This is a genomic window from Saccharicrinis sp. GN24d3, assembly GCF_052400645.1.
Classification (GTDB): domain Bacteria; phylum Bacteroidota; class Bacteroidia; order Bacteroidales; family Marinilabiliaceae; genus Saccharicrinis.
In genome coordinates this window covers 128602-146512 of the sequence record NZ_JBQTGI010000001.1, presented here as the reverse complement: position 1 = coordinate 146512, position 17911 = coordinate 128602, and the positions used below count along the sequence as shown (strand labels likewise).

Sequence of the window (17911 nt, the reverse complement as noted above, 5' to 3'; positions counted from 1 at the left end):
TATTATGATCTTTATTGTTCCACTAGAAACTTATAACACTCGATTATTAATTGAAACTATAATCAGTTCTACTTCATCATATCAACTACTGATCTATCCAGTCCTTAAAAGGTTTCGCATTTTGTTTACTGACAATTATTTTAGTAGGAAACTCGGGAATAGTTTTAACCACTAATTTACCATTAAAATAAGGTTCTATTCGATAAATAGAATTGACATTTAAGATTACCTGTCTGTTAACACGCCTAAAAATATCCGGGTTTAAGTCCTCTTCTACATTTTTAATCTGCAAATCAATGCGAAACTCCTCTTTACTAAAATTCACAGCATATAAAATACCATTAGACATATAGAAAAATGCAACGTCCTCAACATTAATCTTTATCAGGAACGTTCCTTTATTGACAAGAAACCTAGACCTATATTGTTGGGGTTTTTGGATTAAAATAGGTTCTAATATAGGAAACTGGTCAGTTGTTTTACCCTCAGGATAAACTACTTTCATAAATCAATTTGTTATCGTTGCCTGGAGTTAAACTTACAGACCAAATTTAAACCCGCAATATGCATTAGAAATTCTATTACTCATTGAAATTACTTTAAAACAAGACACTTCGTTGCATCACTTCAATTCACCAGAACGATGCTCCCGAAAGTAATCGGGACAAGTTATGCCTCGTTTCAGTAATGCCTTGTTTTATTGTACTTGCAATGCTCATGACGAACCTCCAATACATAATCCGGGTTAAAGCTATTTATCCGTTATTACTCCATATAAAAAACCTCTTCCAACGCAACTGATACAGGTGAGTTATCCGGATTAGTTTTCATTACATCTGACATAAACTTCCACCATTTTTGTACAATCTCCGTTTTACCAAGATCCTGTGAGCCCCCTTCGCCACTAACCTTCTGAAAGGCAAATAGCGCATTTGTTTCTTCATCTAAAAATATTGAGTATTCGCTAACGCCTGCTCCTTTTAGTAGCTGTTTTAGCTCAGGCCAAATTTCATCGTGACGCTTAATGTACTCTTCTTTTTGGCCTTCATTCAGGTGCATTTTAAAAGCTAATCTTTTCATGCGCTGTTAATTTTCTTTATTTGTAAAATTAGTAACCAAAGACATACGGTCTCTGGCTACTATAAAAACTACTAAAAACTACTATTTCAAACTATATTATAAATTACTCAACCTTGAAGCCTTTGGTATCAAAAGATGCACAGTTGCTACCTATCCTAACTTCAAAGGATCCTGTCTCCACTTTTTTTGCCATGTCCAATCCTGTCATTGCTAACATATCTGGAGTTATTTCAAAAGTTATCGTTTTGCTTTCTCCTGGATTAAGTTCAATCTTTTGAAATCCTTTAAGCTCTTGCATGGGTCTAACAACCGAACCATACAAATCTTTAATATATAATTGAACAACTTCTTTACCTTTGATCTCACCAGTATTTTTCACAGAAATACTGGCTGTTATTTTCCCATTTACAGCCATAGTACTATCAGATATCTGCAAATCTGTATATTCAAAATTAGTATATGACAGCCCAAAACCGAATGGATATAATGGGGCATTTTTAGCAAATAGGTAACCTTTCTTATAATTGATTTCTTTTTGACTGTAATGAAATGGTAGCTGTCCGATAGAGGCTGGAACTGTTACTGGCAATTTACCAGATGGATTAACTTTTCCAAAAATCACTTCTGCAATCGCAATATTCCCTTGTTCACTTAGATCCCAACAATCTACAATAGCATCCGCCTCTTCGGCAAAGGTGTTGATAGACAATGTACGGCGGTGTTTTAATACTACGATTACCGGTTTCCCTACTTTTTTAAGCTTTAACAATAACTCGTCTTGTAATCCAACAGGGTCAATATTGTCGCGATCGCCTAAGGCATCATTAAAAAATCCTTCTTTTGAGGTAAACCCATCACCTCCTGCAAATAAAACAATAACATCGGCAGCTTTTGCGGTTTTAACTATTTTATCGATTCCTTTTAATTGCTTTTCTTCCGTGGTAAGTTGCGGAACTCCTTTAACACCATTGGTTAAATCATAGCCTTTTTCTCCCACAAATTTCACCCTATTGCCCGCAATGGTTTCAAAATCAGTTTTTATATGCTCGTTGTACAATGGACCCACTAAAGCAACTTTCATTTTTTTGTCGGCACCAACCGGAAGCACATCCTCATTCTTAAGTAAGATGATCGATTCTCTATCCGCTTCAAGGGCAATTTGCAGGTTTTCTTCTGAACGTACTTTTTTGCTTACCTCTTCTACATTAACAAAAGGGTTATCGAACAACCCAAGGATAAACTTGGTTCTTAACACCCTTCGTGTAGACCTGTCGATATATTTCATTAGAGTTGGATCCTTTTCTGCCATTTCAGGCAACAGCGCATAGGCTTTCTCTCCGTATAAATCCACATCGATTCCTGCCTTTAATCCTAATAGCGCAGCTTCTTCAAGGGTCTCTGCGACCTTCATAAAATAATTTAATCTCTCCACATCATGGGAATCAGAAACCACATATCCTTTAAATCCCCATTCTTTGCGCAATACATCGGTAAGCAACCAAGGGTTAGCATGACTGGCCACACCATTTATATCGCCATGAGAAGCCATAATTCCTAAAGAATTGGCTTGTTTAACGGCGGCTTCGAACGGAGGAAATATCTCATCAATTAAGGTACGCGGAGAAATTTCGATGGAAGCAAAATTGGTTCCGCCGGAAACCTGTGCATAACCCGCAAAATGCTTTGTGACAGCTCCAATATGCGTACGCTTCAAACCTTCATAATCTCCCTGCATTCCTGTAACAGCACTCAATACCATTTGTGTTGTCAGGTAAGTATCTTCACTAAACGCTTCGCTCATTCTTCCAAAACGAGGGTCTCTAACAATATCAGCCTCTGGCGAATGCGTTAAGTGTAAACCTCTTAAACGAGCTTCTCTTCCTACTGCATCATAAACTTTTTTCACCAATTCAGGGTTAAAAGTAGATGCCATATTGATTGGGCGGCCATAACTGGTACACCCTTCAGCATCCACACCATTATATGATTCTGTCACGAAAAAGGCTGGTATTCCCAATCTGTTATTTTCTATGATATGTTTTTGCAGCTGATTGTTTAATATGGCTGCTTTTTCGGGTGAATCGTACTCTCCCGGGTTTTTTATACCTCCAATACCAATTTTTAGTTTTTTAAGTACCCTATCCGAAAGCACCATTTTATCATTCCCATCAAGTTCTACCCCAATATTGGCATGAAACATGCGCATTTGAGCCACTTTCTCTTCCAATGTCATACGAGAAAGCAAATCCTCTACCCGCTCATCGATTCCAGCATCCTGTTGCTTGTATATTGTAACATCTGACTGACTGCACGAACTAGCCATCAGCACCAACACAAATAATATTATGGCATTTTTAATTATCATAACTTAACATTTCGTATTTACTTAAATTTTACGCCTTTTGAAAAACATCAACACGTCATTCAAAAAAATTCATAATCCAAATAAAATTAAAATCTCCCATTGCAAATTTCAATTAACGACCACTTTTATGAACAATTGCTTCATCTATGAACGAATAATTCAGGTTGAAACATATGTTCATTTATCAATTTTCGATGTAAACGAATAAACAATATTTAAAGTCACAGGTACCCCTCAAAACAGAACCAATAGTCACCATCGAAAGCGATTTGATTTTATGCTCAATTTTCAAGACATGACCTATTGTTCCATTTCTATACGTTTTCTACCCAAATATTGACTTTCAGTTCGTTCATACCTTTTTGAAACCTGGCATAAACCGGAACTGCCTCAACCCCTGGGACCAAATTAAAAACCCTTCCTTTATCTGTTGGTTTTATCCATATTGGTACAGTAGCTTCCAGTACAACTTTACCTTGAGGTTTCAATATTTCAATCTTATGGGGAGCTACCTGCATTACCTTTTCTTTATTGACAGATGCTAGTGGCAAAACCAAAGAAGCGCCTTTGCTTAAATAAGTATTTCCTTTTGATGCTTTTGCGACAATTTCCAGCTTGTCGGCAATAAAATTATAGTTCAAACTAAAAGTAGAATTGTTTCCAGGCAATTTGTGTCTGGCTTCATTTTGAATTTCAGTATTAACATTAAAAGAAATCATATCTCCAGCATTAGTGCAACCCACCTTTGCTTCCAGGTCATACAAATTTGTGTACCACTCGCCTTCGTCCCTTACTTCAACACGAGGTGTCAAAGCAAACTCCTCACCATCGTACAGTTGTTGGTTATTTTTTTCAACTATGATATAACGAGCCATACTGGCTGCAAACAACAATCCTACTTTATGGTGATACAACATCGAAAGTGCTCCGCCTGTAGCCTGCTGCACAGGCAAGGTTTTATGATATAATGCATCGTAACTGGTTACCGTGGCCCGCCATACGTTATTTGAAACTAACCAGGTAGAAATTTCAGGAAACTCTTTTACTCCATAGTTATTTTCACAAGGCAATGGTGTATCCGGGGATATCTTTGGAAGTTTTTTTCCGGCATCTAATAGGGTAGCCAAGGGTTTAGCATGAGCAAAAGTATGATGTATACAAGGTTTAACTCCATGCGAAATATAATGCGGTCCGCCATGTAACAAACCACCGGCGGTACATTCTTTTAATAGCTTTGTATTTTGGTAAGCCACCCTACCAAAAGCCTGGTTTCTAGAAGCCATCATACCATACCCTACCTGACAACCATCCGTTGTTCTACTGCCCCAATAGCTCCATTTGTTATGACGAGTACCCCAGGTGTTATCCCAGCCTCCATCCGGCAACATAAACTCCATATGGCTGGCAAGAGACTTGTCCAGCAGGGCTAGTAACTCTTCGTCCTTTTCATCGAGTGCATACAACACGATACTGTTTAAAGATTCTTCGACATTGTAGCCCAGATCAACGCCTAAAAGGTTTTTTTGACTTCGTTTATCTATGGGTTTAGCTTCGCCCCATAACAACTTATTTGGCTCCGTAAAGTAGTTTTTCACCTCCTTGGCCAATTGTTTACTCCGTGCTGAATATCTGGGCTCGTTCAGCTCCTTGCCTATTAAGTGTAAAGCATAAATAGCTGTAAAACCATAATTTACATTGGTGAAGTCAATCGAGAATGTGTTATAAATATATTCAGCGACCCTACCTAAGCGGATCTTCCAGCTATTATAGGTTGCTTTATCCAAAACATGACCATGGTAGTGCAAAGCTTCACCCAATGCTATTGCACCAAAAACGCTAATTCCTTTCCACGATTTCGGATTGGGAATTACGGTCCAGCTCCCATCAGCCTGCGAAACATTGTTCTCGGCCCATTCCATCGCCAGCATAGCCGCATCCAGATATTTTTTATCTCCTGTTTCATCCGCCATATACAGAAATGGATAAACGGCATCCATACATCGCCCATGGATATGTTGGCACGATGGACAACTGAGCGCCCCATGTGCTCCCAGACTATCAGGTTTTATAATCTGATGTTTGATCATCCCATCACACCAGTCGCGTAATAAATCCCGGACCATGCTCCTAAATTCGTCCTGCTTTTCAATATGTTCGCTGCAACCTGATGTTAGAAGTCCTCCCAATGGCATGCCTGCCAAAACGCTTCCCAGCGTAATGTTTTTTATAAATGTTCTTCTTTGCATTCTGTTATTTTATAAATATTAGCTTCTTGAATTAAAAAGTCCCAACAATAGTATTTAACGAGTCCACCAATAAATTCCTATTCTATGCAAAATGAGAAATCTATAACTTTTAATGGGCTGGGTTTCCCACTGGCCTTTGGCTTATCTTGTACAATAACCGACAATATTCCCTCACTTTTCCAACGATAAAAGTCGCCTAACATATCATTTAAAAAAGGCCCCTCAACAGCGTGTGCAACATGCCAATCTTTCCAATTATTTTTTGCCGTCGCAATGGCTACAACCAAGTCCTTATCCCTTTCTGTTACTCGTTTTATATTCTTTTCATCAATCCCACTAAATATCATTATCAGGTTGTCCATTTTATCGATGAATATCTTGGGACGATTCCCTACTTTAAGGTCCATTTCAAAGTGATGCCATTCTCCCATTAAATCGCGCCAATAATGATGATACCTTTGCGCCCCTGGAGGTCCCCAGCGAGTTGCGCCAGGCACACTCCCTGCTTCATTAATGCTTTGCTCGGTACAATGGTACATCACTACATGCATTCGCCCTTCCGAGTCGATAGCTTGACCATGATCGTTCATTAGACCCAATACTCGGGGAATGGATTGCACAACAATTCCAGGTGAGTTTACATTTGGTATATCATTCAATAATTCCCCTGCATTATTTCTCCATGTAAAACCTTTATCCTCGCTATAAACATAAATCAAATCATGATTTGCCCCCTTGCTGTCTTCCCGCCAAACCCATGTTACATGCAAGTTTCCTTCCGCATCGTAATCATAGCCATTGGGGTAGGAACAACGCGTTTCACTTTCTCCTAATTGGTCTTTAAAATAGCCTTGTGCGGCATCTATCTGCCGGGTATTTTCCCATTTCCCGTTTTTGGCATCATAATCTACCAGCATACGGTCACCATTGCCCGAACCTCGCACTCGATAGTTAAACTGCAGGTTTCCATCCGGAGTCTGCCAAAACTTGGGATAAGTAATTTTAATAGGTTTATTCTCTTCAAGTTCAGAAAGCACTGGAGTAAACATAGATGTATTCCATTCCATAGATTCCGGTTTGTTGGTCAGTCCCTTTTTTGAAACCCTGTAATGTAAAGGATGTACATGATGGTCGAACGCCAAATGAATGGTCCCATCATTAGGACAGATTCCCATAGATACCACATTGTGCGCATCGTTACTCTCGAAAAAATAATCTGTGAATCGAATCGTCTCCCAATTGCCATTATCAAGTTTTCTTCTCGACAAGCAAACATGCCGTTCTTTGTCGTAATAGGCAAAGTATTGATAATTGTTATACGAAACTATTGCATCCTTCTGAAAGGTTCTTCCGTTAATTGCTGATGCAAATCTTCCGTCAACAGTTAATGCAGCACTATCTACTAAAGAAGTGTTATGCTGAACCACTTTTACTTGTGCAAGAATAGTTACAGACATGATAAATTGTAAGCACAGGGTAATAAATGCAAACTTCATAAAATTCTAATATTTATTGTAATTTATTCCAGTGTATCGTCTACTCACACGAAATGTAAAAAACAGAACTTACCGGCTTTATTTTCAGATTACACTGCGTAAAATATTGTTCGCCTTCCAATTGGTAACCTACATTTTCAATTTTAGAAAATACACAACTATGAGGATTCCAAGATTCAAGGGATAACTTACCTTTTATCGTTACTTCCACATCAATTACTTCATCGCTTGAATTGGTAAAGTAGTATATATCAAGCCCGTCCTTTACTTTGTGTATATAGTTTAGTTTGCCCAATTCCGATTCTATTTTGGGGCTACCCACAAAACGAACATCAGGAGCATCTTCATTTTTCTCCAATACGTTGGCCAGTATTTCAGCATCGGGATTTGGGATAAACAAGGCTTTACCTTTAGCAAAATTTGACGATTGAACAAGCTCAGTATAACCGTCCTGCTTTAAAGGGTTAATCCCAAATATTTCTTTTACCATATCAACCACCATCTGGTCCTTGCCCATTTCGGAGGACTTATATGGTAAATGGGTGGTCGCGATAATGGTACCTCCATTATCGTAAAACTTCCGCAGCTTTTGAAGCGTTTTATACGAAATCACTTTACATCCCGTAAGAATCATCGTACGGTAACTTTGGGTGTTTTCTTTGTTGTTTAAAAAGACACGGCCTTTTTTAATAATGTATTTATCATCTAAAAACAACTCCGGATGTATAAATGTAAAATCCCTGCGAATATCGTTGGTAAGCCAACAACCAACGTCTTGATAATCCGTCTCCGGAGAGATGTAAAATCCTTGACGGATATTTTCAGGGTTATCAAAACAAAACCACCCTGCCAGTTCCTCGAAAGGATATAAAACACCTATCTCACTGACCCTACGCCCACCTCTGAGCAACATACTCGCTCTTCCAACATAATCAGAATATGCAGGTAAGGCTGCTGCGATTTTCTTACTATAAGGCGATACGAGCGGCTGTATATACACCTTATTAGGGTCGTACCACATACCATGCGGAACCACTAAATTAACACCCCGTGCAAACAGATCCATTGTGGAACGGTACAACATCAAAGAGTCGAAATCAGCTTCTCTATAGGCTCCAAAAACTTCTGTTGACACAATAGGTTTATCGTAATAATCTGCCGCAGAGCTCACCAACTTATGCCCATCTTTTCCAAAACCATAGTCTATAATATCATCGGTTAACGGGATCGCTGTATGTCGGTAGAACTTGAATATATCACCATTCATATCTATGGGCGTTGGATCGTAATTACCGGGAGGATGACCTGTATCTTTTACACCATGCTTTTTAGCCCATTCTCCTACTAACTTTGGAAAACCTTCGGCCAACAATTCGGCACGGGTTTTAAAAAAAGCATTGCGCACAGCTTCTGTTTCTGCTCCTATATCATACCATAATGCAGGATAATAAGGACGAGGGTCAAATCCATTTATTTCTATGAATTTTTCATTGAAGCGACCTGTCCAGCTGCGGGGATGACGCCAGAAACCCACATCATCGAAAAAAGTCATTTTAATGGTGTTTCCAAAATACTTACCGAAACGTTCATAATATTTGTTGTAGGTTTGATTAATCATATGACGAACGGCTGTCGTATCCATAAAATCAACACAGAGGTACTTTTTGTGAAAACTGTCTTTCACCAAAGGAAACAGCATAACATTCCATTCTCCTTTAGGTGCTCGCCATTTTATTACACCATCTACCGCGCAATCACTAATTTCAACACGCTCGTTTGTATGAATATGAGTAGCAACCGCAGACATCAATTTGATACCGGGAATACTATCTGTAAATAGTCTAGGCCCTATAACCCTATGCTCAATTTTGTCCAAACGTTTCATGGTATGGTCAGGATATAGTTCTTCCATTTTTCCTCCTGCCATACCACTGGGAAAGTCGTTATCGTCATACAATATAATTTGCATCTCCAGCTCTTGTGCCACATCAATCATATCCTGATAACGTTGAAAATATTCTTCCGATAAAAACCTGGGACTTGTTCCTATCTTTTTTCCATCTGAAGCTAATGGCAAAAGGCTAACACCTGAAAAACCTGCTAATTCTTTGGCATCTTTCATTTGCTGACGAATACCTACTCGGGTCAATTCACCGTTAATGTGCCAAAAAGGCATGGGTTTATACTGTTTGGGAGGATTGACAAACTGCTTTTTAAGTTTATTGGAATGTGTACATGAAGTTGCAACTCCAATAACAATAATTAACATATAAAATAAAAACCTGTTTTTGCGCGGAAAACTCATATATACAAGACCTTAATAACTATTCCAATAAAATCTAATTTATCAAATTCAATATTAATATCTTTTATTTTAGGACATTGAAAATTCCAGCGCATAATCATGAACATATATCCATATTATGCACGAATGTGCCATTTCGGAACAATTGTTCATACTGATAAATACACGTCATATAACCGGTATCATTTATAATTCTAGCACTTACGAGTTAAACCATGATTTGCTATATAATTAATATAATATATTATTTGCTTTACTTTCTGTCAGATAAGAGATTCAATCAGTTCAACCATTTAGCACAAACATGAACTAATTCATCAACATGCCACATTATTTACATTATCAAATAATTACAAAGGCATAAAACTTTTCATTTTATCGTATTTTGGGATATCAATAAGTTCTCTATGCGACAGACATTAATCGTTATATTCATTCTCATTTCTCAGTTACTATTTGGGAATAACTCCAAATATTTTTTTGAGAAAATTTCTCCCGGATCAGGTTTTGCTTATGATGCGATAACTACCATTGCCGAAGACAGTAATGGAATGGTTTGGTTTGGTTGCAGCAATGGGCTTTATTATTATAATACTTCTACAATAGAAAAAATTGAGCTTTACAATGACACCTCCACTATAGCATATAATATAGAATACATTTATAAGGACAATGACAGTAATATTTGGGTGTGCACACAAAAGGGGCTGTTTAAAAAAAACAAATACGACAACACTTTTACCAAAATAATACCCAAAGGTGGAAAAACCTATGGAATACAAAGTATTGTTCAATTTAACAATGATAACTTCCTTATAATTATAGAAGGAGAATTATATTATTTTACACCGGAAGATAAAACACTCACCAAAATAAAGTATAACTCTGGCTTAAAAACGGATATCACGTTTTTGAATGTTGATAATACTGGCCATATTATATTTGGAACAAAAGATGGATGTATCTTTAAAGGAAAGCATCCAACCTCCAACTTTAATTTGGTTTACAAATCAATTTCTGCGCCCATTAAAAGTATCTGCCAGGACAACAATAATACATATATAGGGTATGACAAAGAGGGTGTTGTTGTAATTGACCATAACGGAAAGAAGTTATATGAAATTAATAAAAGTGTTTCGTCGAAATATCATCTACCCGATAACCGTGTTAGGGATATTATTAAAACCAATAATGGAGAAATATGGATTGGTACGTATAAGGGAATTATGGTTATTGACGATGATGAAAACGAAATAATTACCAGTAACAAAAATACAGGACTACCCTTTAACAGTATCTATGACTTTCAATTAGGGATAAACGGCGGTGTGTGGGTTGGCACATGGGCTGGAGGATTAGCATATTACAAAGATGTCAATTATCGATTCCGTCACATACGTAAAGTTCCTAACGAAAAAACCGAATCACAAAGTATTATATCATCATTTACAGAAGACACAGATGGTAATATTTTAATTGGGAGCGAACAATCAGGAATAAATCTTTTTTCGAACCACCACAGCGAATTTAACTCTAACTCCCCTCTTTTTGAAAACGAAAAACTCTCTGCTATAAAATCATTTGCTAAAGGCGATGGCAAAGATATCTTTATTGGAACAATATTTCAGGGGATATGGCACTACAACAGCAAACTCAAAAAAATTAAAAAGTTAAATCGGAACATTTCGCTTGATTCTTCTGTAATATCTTCAATTGCTTATAACAAAAATGGAGAGCTATGGATTGCTTCCCGAAGTTCATATATTGGATTAAGTAAGTATGACTTTCAGCAAAAACAGTTTATTCATCACGTCAAACACACAAACCCAGCGAACTCAGAGGGGCAACTGCTTATTAATAAGTTATTATTCGACTCTAAGAACAGGCTCTGGTTATGTACTGAGAATGGGTTGCTTTACAAAAATGAAAATGAAGATTCTTTGAAACGTTATTTTAGCAAAGATTCCGTCGATTTTTTCAATAACATGTGGTTATATACCATATTGCAAGATCGCAAAGGAGATTTTTGGGTGGGTACGAGAGGAAATGGTGTTTATAAATTATCGCTTACTTCTGGTGAATTAATTCCTATCGGTAAGGATAACACCCTAAGTCAATCAGACGTATATGGAATAGTTCAGGATAACCGGAAGAATATCTGGCTTAGCACAAATCACGGAATTTTCTCATGTGATTACAATACAAATAAACTAAAGCAATTTAATTTAAGAGATGGTATTTCCGGCAACCTTTTTAACCCCAACGCCATTTATTCATCGCAAAACGGGACGGTGTTTTTTGGTTCCTCCAACGGTTTTTGTTTTATAGACCCAAATCATATCAAAACAAATTCAATTGCGCCTGATGTATTTTTATCCAAATTATTGATCAATAACAAACCTATTAACGAAAAAAGCAAGATCGAAACTAACTCAATGCCTATTGGGCAGGTTAAAAATATAACACTAAACTATAATCAAAACTCATTAACCTTGGGTGTGGTGGCCAATAACTTTATCAAACCTCAGAAAAACAAGTTTCGTTACCGCCTAATCAACTATCAAAATGAGTGGGTTGAAATTAAACACAATAAAGACATTACATTTACAAAGATACCTTCGGGCGAATATACCTTAGAGATTTTAGGCTCTAACAATGATAATTTGTGGAGCCACACCCCATTAACAATTCAAATAAAAATTCTTGCTCCAATCTGGAGAAGATGGTACGCTGTATTACTTTATTTAATAGTTACTCTATTTTTAAGCATTATTGTATGGAGGGAGTTAAACCTGAAAATAAAACTAAGAAAAGAAATACTTACCGAAAAATATAAAAGCGAAGCTAATAAAGTGGTATTTGATGAAAAACTTAGGTTCTTTACCAATATTTCGCATGAAATAAGGACTCCGCTGACACTGGTTATTTCACCTTTAAACAGCTTATTGAATATATTCCAATATGACGAAAAAACTACCAAACACTTGTTAATCATTAAAAGAAACTCATCGCGTTTACTGAGACTTACAAACCAAATACTTGATTTTAGATTGTTAGAAGTAGGGAAACTGAAAGCAAACTTTAAAAAGACTGATATTGTGTCTGTTTGCAACGATGTTCTCATGTGTTTTGAGCATCAGGCCACTGAAAAACAAATCGAACTAATATTTAATTCTGCCTACAAATCAATGTGGGTAACGGTGGATATGGACATGATCGAGAAAATAATTTACAATTTGGTTGCCAACGCACTGAAATTCTCGAATGAAAAAAGTCAAATATTTCTTTCACTTGAGAATAAAGACCTTACCGAAGAAAGCTACAACAACTATATTTTCACCGGCAAACGAATAATTGGCAAATCAATTGAAATTAAAGTACGCGATTTTGGCAAAGGCATTAAAAAGGAAATTCTTCCAACCATTATGGACCGTTTTTTTGTTGACCCCAACGAAAAGGGAAGCGGAACGGGTATAGGCTTACACTTATGTCAGGAGTATGCCAAATTAAACAATGGCAACCTGTTAATTTCATCAGAAGAAGACAAAGGTTCTACATTTATATTGAACATGCCTTATCAAAAGAATAGTGAATTCATAAGAGAAAGCATTGTCTCCCAGTTTTCAAATTTTAATAACACCAATGACCATGCCATTACTGAAGATATAAGCAGTAATAAAAGCAGTAGAAAATCAGTTATTTTATTGGCAGAAGATAATGACGAACTAAGATCCTATTTAAAAGATTTTCTGGCAGAATATTATAAAGTATTAACGGCAAAAAACGGACAGCAGGCCTTTGAAATTGCCAATGAGATAGTCCCTGACTTATTGATATCTGATATCTTAATGCCAGTTTTAAGTGGTAATGAGTTGGTTCAAAAAATAAAAGACAACAAGAAGACCTCAGCTATCCCTATCGTTATTTTAACTGCACTCTCCGAAAGCAAATATCAAAAAGAAAGTTTAATGAAAGGCGTTGACTCTTATCTTACCAAACCGGTTGACGAGACTTTATTGCTGGCACAAATAGAAAACATTCTTACCAAGGTGGATAAGGTATCTCGTGAAAATGAATTAATGAAACAGCAACACAATTATTCTTCAACAGCAGAACCTTCACTAATTAAAAAACTGGAAACCATAGTAGAGACTAATTTAAGAAATTCAAACTTTAAATTTGAAAATGTATTGAAAGAACTACATATTAGTAAAAGCACATTACATCGAAAAATCAAAGCCTATTCAAACCAAAGTCCTACCGAATTTGTTCGTGATATCCGGCTAACGCACGCTGTTAAATTAATGAAGTCTCAAAAATACAATATTGATGAAATTGGCACACTGGTTGGCTTTAATTCGACTTCTTATTTTATCAGATCGTTCAAAAAGAAGTATGGAACAACCCCTAAAGAATATCGTTTTAAAATTAAAGAGGCAAAAAATATTAATCTTACAAGATGATGACACTTGATGAGAAATTTAAAATCCTAGAAGCTGACAATGCTCCTGGTCAAGAGATTCGGCAAGTTATGACGGATCTTAGTACAATAATGCGCGGTGGTAAAATGAATGGTATACCCGTTGATTTCTCCCATGGAGATGTAGATGCCTTTCCTCCACCTCCAGGTTCTGATAAAATTTGGAACGATGGATTTAGGAAAGGAGCCCAACAGGCCTATACAGAGTATCGCGGTGCTTTTGAAATTAGAGAAAGATTAGCTGAGCGTATAGGTAAGTTTACCGGCCGAGCAATTTCGGCAGATAATGAATTGATTATAACACCCGGAACACAAGGTGCTTTATTTATGGCATTAGCTACTTCCGTTACAGAAGGCACTAAAGTTGCTGTTATAGAGCCCGACTATTTTGCCAATCGTAAACTTGTTAGATTCTTCGGTGGTGAAGTCGTGCCGATTCCATTAAATTATCAAAAACCATCCCCTACAAATAGCATAGATCTTGACCGGTTGGAAGATGCGCTAAAAAAAGGAACTAAGGTGTTGATTTTTTCAACACCTAACAATCCAACAGGTCTGGTATATTCCCATACTACAATACATCATATTGGGACGTTGACAGCAAAGTATGGCGTTACGGTAATTGTGGATCAACTTTATTCAAGAATGTTATATAGTGGGGAAAATTACACTCATTTTTGTTCCTGTAAAGTGCAACCGGAAAATACTATCACCATAATGGGTCCCTCCAAGACAGAATCACTTAGTGGATTTCGTTTGGGAGTTGCATTTGGCACACCTAAATTAATTGATAGGATGGAACGTCTTCAAGCCATCGTATCATTGCGTGCTTCAGGGTATAATCAGGCAGTTCTGGAAACTTGGTTTCAAGAACCTAAGGGCTGGTTAGAAAAGCGAATTAGTGAACATGAGGCTATTCGGGATAGATTATTGAAAATTTTCAATGAAGCTCACCTAAAAACATCGATTCCTCAGGCTGGTAGTTACCTTTTTCCTACACTTCCACCATTAGGTATCGATTTAAATACTTTTGTACGCCTGCTTCGCTACCAAGCCAAGGTCACTGTTACTCCGGGTACCGAATTTGCCCCTTCCTTCAGCAATCATATCCGACTAAACTTTTCGCAGGATCACAAAGCCGCAATTGATGCAGCAAAACGCATTGTAAAAATAGCAGAAATTTATAGCGTATGACAGAAAAGGCAAAGGAACAGCCCATCCCACAAGGTAAGTATCTACCTGCTGTGCGAACCAATAATCTGATTTATACTTCTGGTATGACACCTCGGCAAGCAGGGAAACTTATTTATTCTGGACAGATTAGAGCTAGTGACCTAGCAGATCGTCATAAAAATGCGATACAACTGGCCACCTTAAATGCCTTGGCTGCTGCACAATCATGTCTGCAAAAAAATGAAAAAATAGCTAAGGTCATTCAGCTAAACGTATATCTGAATACTGAAAATCAATTTTCAGCGCATACAAAGATGGCTGATTTTGCTACTGATATACTGATAGAAGAACTTGGTTCCAATGGTATTGGAAGTCGTGTAGTGATAGGTGTTGCTTCTTTACCTTCTAATGCTCCGGTTGAAATAGCATTGATTGCTAAAATCTAATCATTTAACCCGGATTATGTATTGGAGGTTCGTCATGAGCATTGCAAGTACAATAAAACAAGGCATTACTGAAACGAGGCATAAATTGTCCCGATTACTTTCGGGAGCATCGTTATGGTGAGTTGAAGTGAAGCAGCGGAGTGTCTTGTTTTGAAACAATTTCAATGTGTAATAGATTTTCTAATGCATAATCCGGATTTAACTTACTAAACCATCCAATTCTTTGGTTTGTCCCCTATTTTTTTTGATAAAAAATAAGGGCTGTCTCACTAGTACTTTTTAAGACAGCCCTTTTATCATTCAAATCTCCCTTTGATTACTCAATGGTAATGTCAAATGGGAATGTTCTCTGATCAAATTCGTAAGAATCATAACCATGATTGGTGGCAACCACTGTCATTGTAAACGTACCGGATTCCGGATAGGTATACAATGCATTCCAACCAATTTCTTCATTTAAACTAGTTTTTATGCCTTTTGCTCGTAGCAAACCATAGTCACTGTAGTAATTACTTTTCGTCAATACCTGATTGCCATTAATATCTATAGAGTCGGTCACATTATCAACCATTTTCATTACCTCTCGTTCTGATCCGGGCCAAAACACAATAATGTCAGCATCACTATCAACGGCAACCGTATATCTTACACCACTTACCGGGTTAGTTACCTCTTCGTATTTACTCTTTTCATTAAGGATATAAAACTTTACGCCATTCACTTTAGGTGTAGGTATATCCTCCTTTAAACATGATACAAATACCACCGAAAACAGAAGTAGTATCATAGATATAATTCTAAATTGTTTCATTTTCATAATATTATATTATTACCTTATTAATAGCCTGCGTTTTGCGGAAGCGTTTGGTCCTTTTGAATTTCTGCTGTAGGAATTGGAAATAGCAACTGGTATGGTTCGATGGGTTGATCTTCTTGTCCATAATCTTCACCTGTAACAGTCATTAGTGCTTCCGAAATAATTTCAACAGCTTTCCCCGTACGTTTTAAGTCCCAGAATCGATGGCACTCAAAAGCAAGCTCTGCCCTTCTTTCATGTAAAATCCTATAAATATCCAGATTAAAATCAGCGGCCAGAGGTGTGGCATTTGATCTTTCCCTTACCATATTTACATAAGGAATAGCATCACTTGTTTTACCGTTGTTCATTAAACATTCTGCATACATTAACAACGCATCAGCATAGCGGAAAACAATAAAGTTGTAATCTGTGCCTAAATCTTTTACAGCAACCCTTCCAGCTCTATCCGGAGCCATCTTTTTAGGAAACGCCTGATATTCAGGAGTAGCTCCTTCAACATAACCGGAATCAACAGATAAGTCTAAACGTTCAAAATCTCCCGCATCATGAAGTTCTTGAAGATAGTCGTGTGTTACCATAAAAACATTGGTATATGTTGTACCTATTACGTAAGATATATCATTGGTCATGTTTCTAAAATACCATGAAGGTTGGCCTGCCGCGACATTAAAGTTCACCTCAAAAAGTGATTCTTTACCGAACTTATTAGCTGGGTCAAATACTTCGGTTAAGTTATCCATTAAACCATACTCCCCAACCTCCTTATCCACAATCATTCTTTTTAAGGTAGCTTCCGCTGCAGAATAGTCCCGAATTTCCATTTGTGCTTTGGCCAACCCCATCAACGCACTTCCTTTATGGGCACGCGCTTCTTCACCACTAAGCTGACTGGCACCTTTTTCAAAACACATTGCTACAGCCTTTGTGAAATCCGGGATAATTATATCACTGTAAATCTCTGAAACCTGGGTTCGACCAATACCAAATGCATCGGAAGGGTCTCCAAAAACACTAACTACCTTTGGAACATCTCCATAGGTTCGAACCAAATTCATATAGGCAAGTCCACGTAAAAAGTAACACTCCCCTTTCATGGCATCAACTTCTAATATTTCGGCATTATCTTCGCTAATATAACTATCCAAGATACCGAGCAAAACGTTACAACGGTAAATCATTAAATAGTTATCCTGCCATACTCTGGAAGCTGAATTCGCGTTGGTTTTCTTAAAGGTATGAATTGCATCAACCATATAACGGTCTTTTCCATCGTCTGATGCCATTTCTATATTTTCATACATACCACCATCATAATCATAAACCTCCTGAAGCACTTTATAACAACCAGCTAATCCGGTCTTTAACTCATCCACATTATTATAGTATACATCAGGCGACAATTTGTCTTCCGGTTGCTTGTCCAAAAAGTCATCGCATCCAAAAAGCAACACTGTGAACAATAATATCAATATATTTATTTTATTTTTATACATAGTATTT

11 protein-coding genes are annotated in these 17911 nt (G+C 37.1%); 3 read left to right on the top strand and 8 right to left on the bottom strand.

What is annotated here, in order from left to right:
* Window positions 1-85: 85 nt before the first annotated feature.
* The 6 genes from ACT29I_RS00570 to ACT29I_RS00545 all read right to left on the bottom strand — a co-directional run bounded on the left by ACT29I_RS00570 (window position 86) and on the right by ACT29I_RS00545 (window position 9492).
* Entirely contained in the window at window positions 86-505 is a 420-nt protein-coding gene (locus tag ACT29I_RS00570) for a LytR/AlgR family response regulator transcription factor (RefSeq protein ID WP_430936931.1), read from the bottom strand.
* A 260-nt stretch (window positions 506-765) separates the two neighbouring features.
* The gene (rhaM, locus tag ACT29I_RS00565) at window positions 766-1080 is read right to left on the bottom strand and encodes an L-rhamnose mutarotase (RefSeq protein ID WP_430936929.1); all 315 of its coding nucleotides are present in this window, start codon (window positions 1078-1080) and stop codon (window positions 766-768) included.
* A gap of 103 nt (window positions 1081-1183) precedes the next feature.
* Window positions 1184-3445: a glycoside hydrolase family 3 N-terminal domain-containing protein gene (locus ACT29I_RS00560; protein WP_430936927.1), complete on the bottom strand. Its 2262-nt coding sequence runs from the start codon at window positions 3443-3445 to the stop codon at window positions 1184-1186.
* A 314-nt stretch (window positions 3446-3759) separates the two neighbouring features.
* Window positions 3760-5691: a hypothetical protein gene (locus ACT29I_RS00555; RefSeq protein ID WP_430936925.1), complete on the bottom strand. Its 1932-nt coding sequence runs from the start codon at window positions 5689-5691 to the stop codon at window positions 3760-3762.
* Window positions 5692-5768: 77 nt separating this feature from the next.
* Window positions 5769-7187, bottom strand: a complete 1419-nt coding sequence (locus ACT29I_RS00550; RefSeq protein WP_430936923.1) for a BNR repeat-containing protein — start codon at window positions 7185-7187, stop codon at window positions 5769-5771.
* Between the two features lie 40 nt (window positions 7188-7227).
* Complete coding sequence (locus tag ACT29I_RS00545; protein ID WP_444792468.1) at window positions 7228-9492, bottom strand: glycosyl hydrolase; 2265 nt, start codon at window positions 9490-9492, stop codon at window positions 7228-7230.
* A gap of 407 nt (window positions 9493-9899) precedes the next feature.
* On the opposite strand from ACT29I_RS00545, the gene ACT29I_RS00540 reads away from it, so the two are divergent.
* From ACT29I_RS00540 to ACT29I_RS00530, 3 genes are read left to right on the top strand one after another with little or no spacing between them, the layout of a single operon-like run.
* On the top strand, window positions 9900-13955 hold the full coding sequence (locus ACT29I_RS00540; protein ID WP_444792467.1) for a hybrid sensor histidine kinase/response regulator transcription factor: 4056 nt from the start codon (window positions 9900-9902) through the stop codon (window positions 13953-13955).
* Window positions 13952-15166 carry a pyridoxal phosphate-dependent aminotransferase gene (locus ACT29I_RS00535; protein ID WP_444792466.1) on the top strand — a complete coding sequence of 405 codons (1215 nt, stop codon included), beginning with the start codon at window positions 13952-13954 and terminating at the stop codon, window positions 15164-15166. The genes ACT29I_RS00540 and ACT29I_RS00535 overlap by 4 nt, the downstream gene beginning before the upstream one ends.
* Window positions 15163-15591 carry a RidA family protein gene (locus ACT29I_RS00530; protein WP_430936915.1) on the top strand — a complete coding sequence of 143 codons (429 nt, stop codon included), beginning with the start codon at window positions 15163-15165 and terminating at the stop codon, window positions 15589-15591. The genes ACT29I_RS00535 and ACT29I_RS00530 overlap by 4 nt, the downstream gene beginning before the upstream one ends.
* A gap of 316 nt (window positions 15592-15907) precedes the next feature.
* On the opposite strand, the gene ACT29I_RS00525 is transcribed toward ACT29I_RS00530, so the two are convergent.
* On the bottom strand, window positions 15908-16402 hold the full coding sequence (locus tag ACT29I_RS00525) for a hypothetical protein (protein ID WP_430935298.1): 495 nt from the start codon (window positions 16400-16402) through the stop codon (window positions 15908-15910).
* Between the two features lie 26 nt (window positions 16403-16428).
* Complete coding sequence (locus ACT29I_RS00520) at window positions 16429-17904, bottom strand: RagB/SusD family nutrient uptake outer membrane protein (RefSeq protein WP_444792465.1); 1476 nt, start codon at window positions 17902-17904, stop codon at window positions 16429-16431.
* Between the last annotated feature and the right edge of the window lie 7 nt (window positions 17905-17911).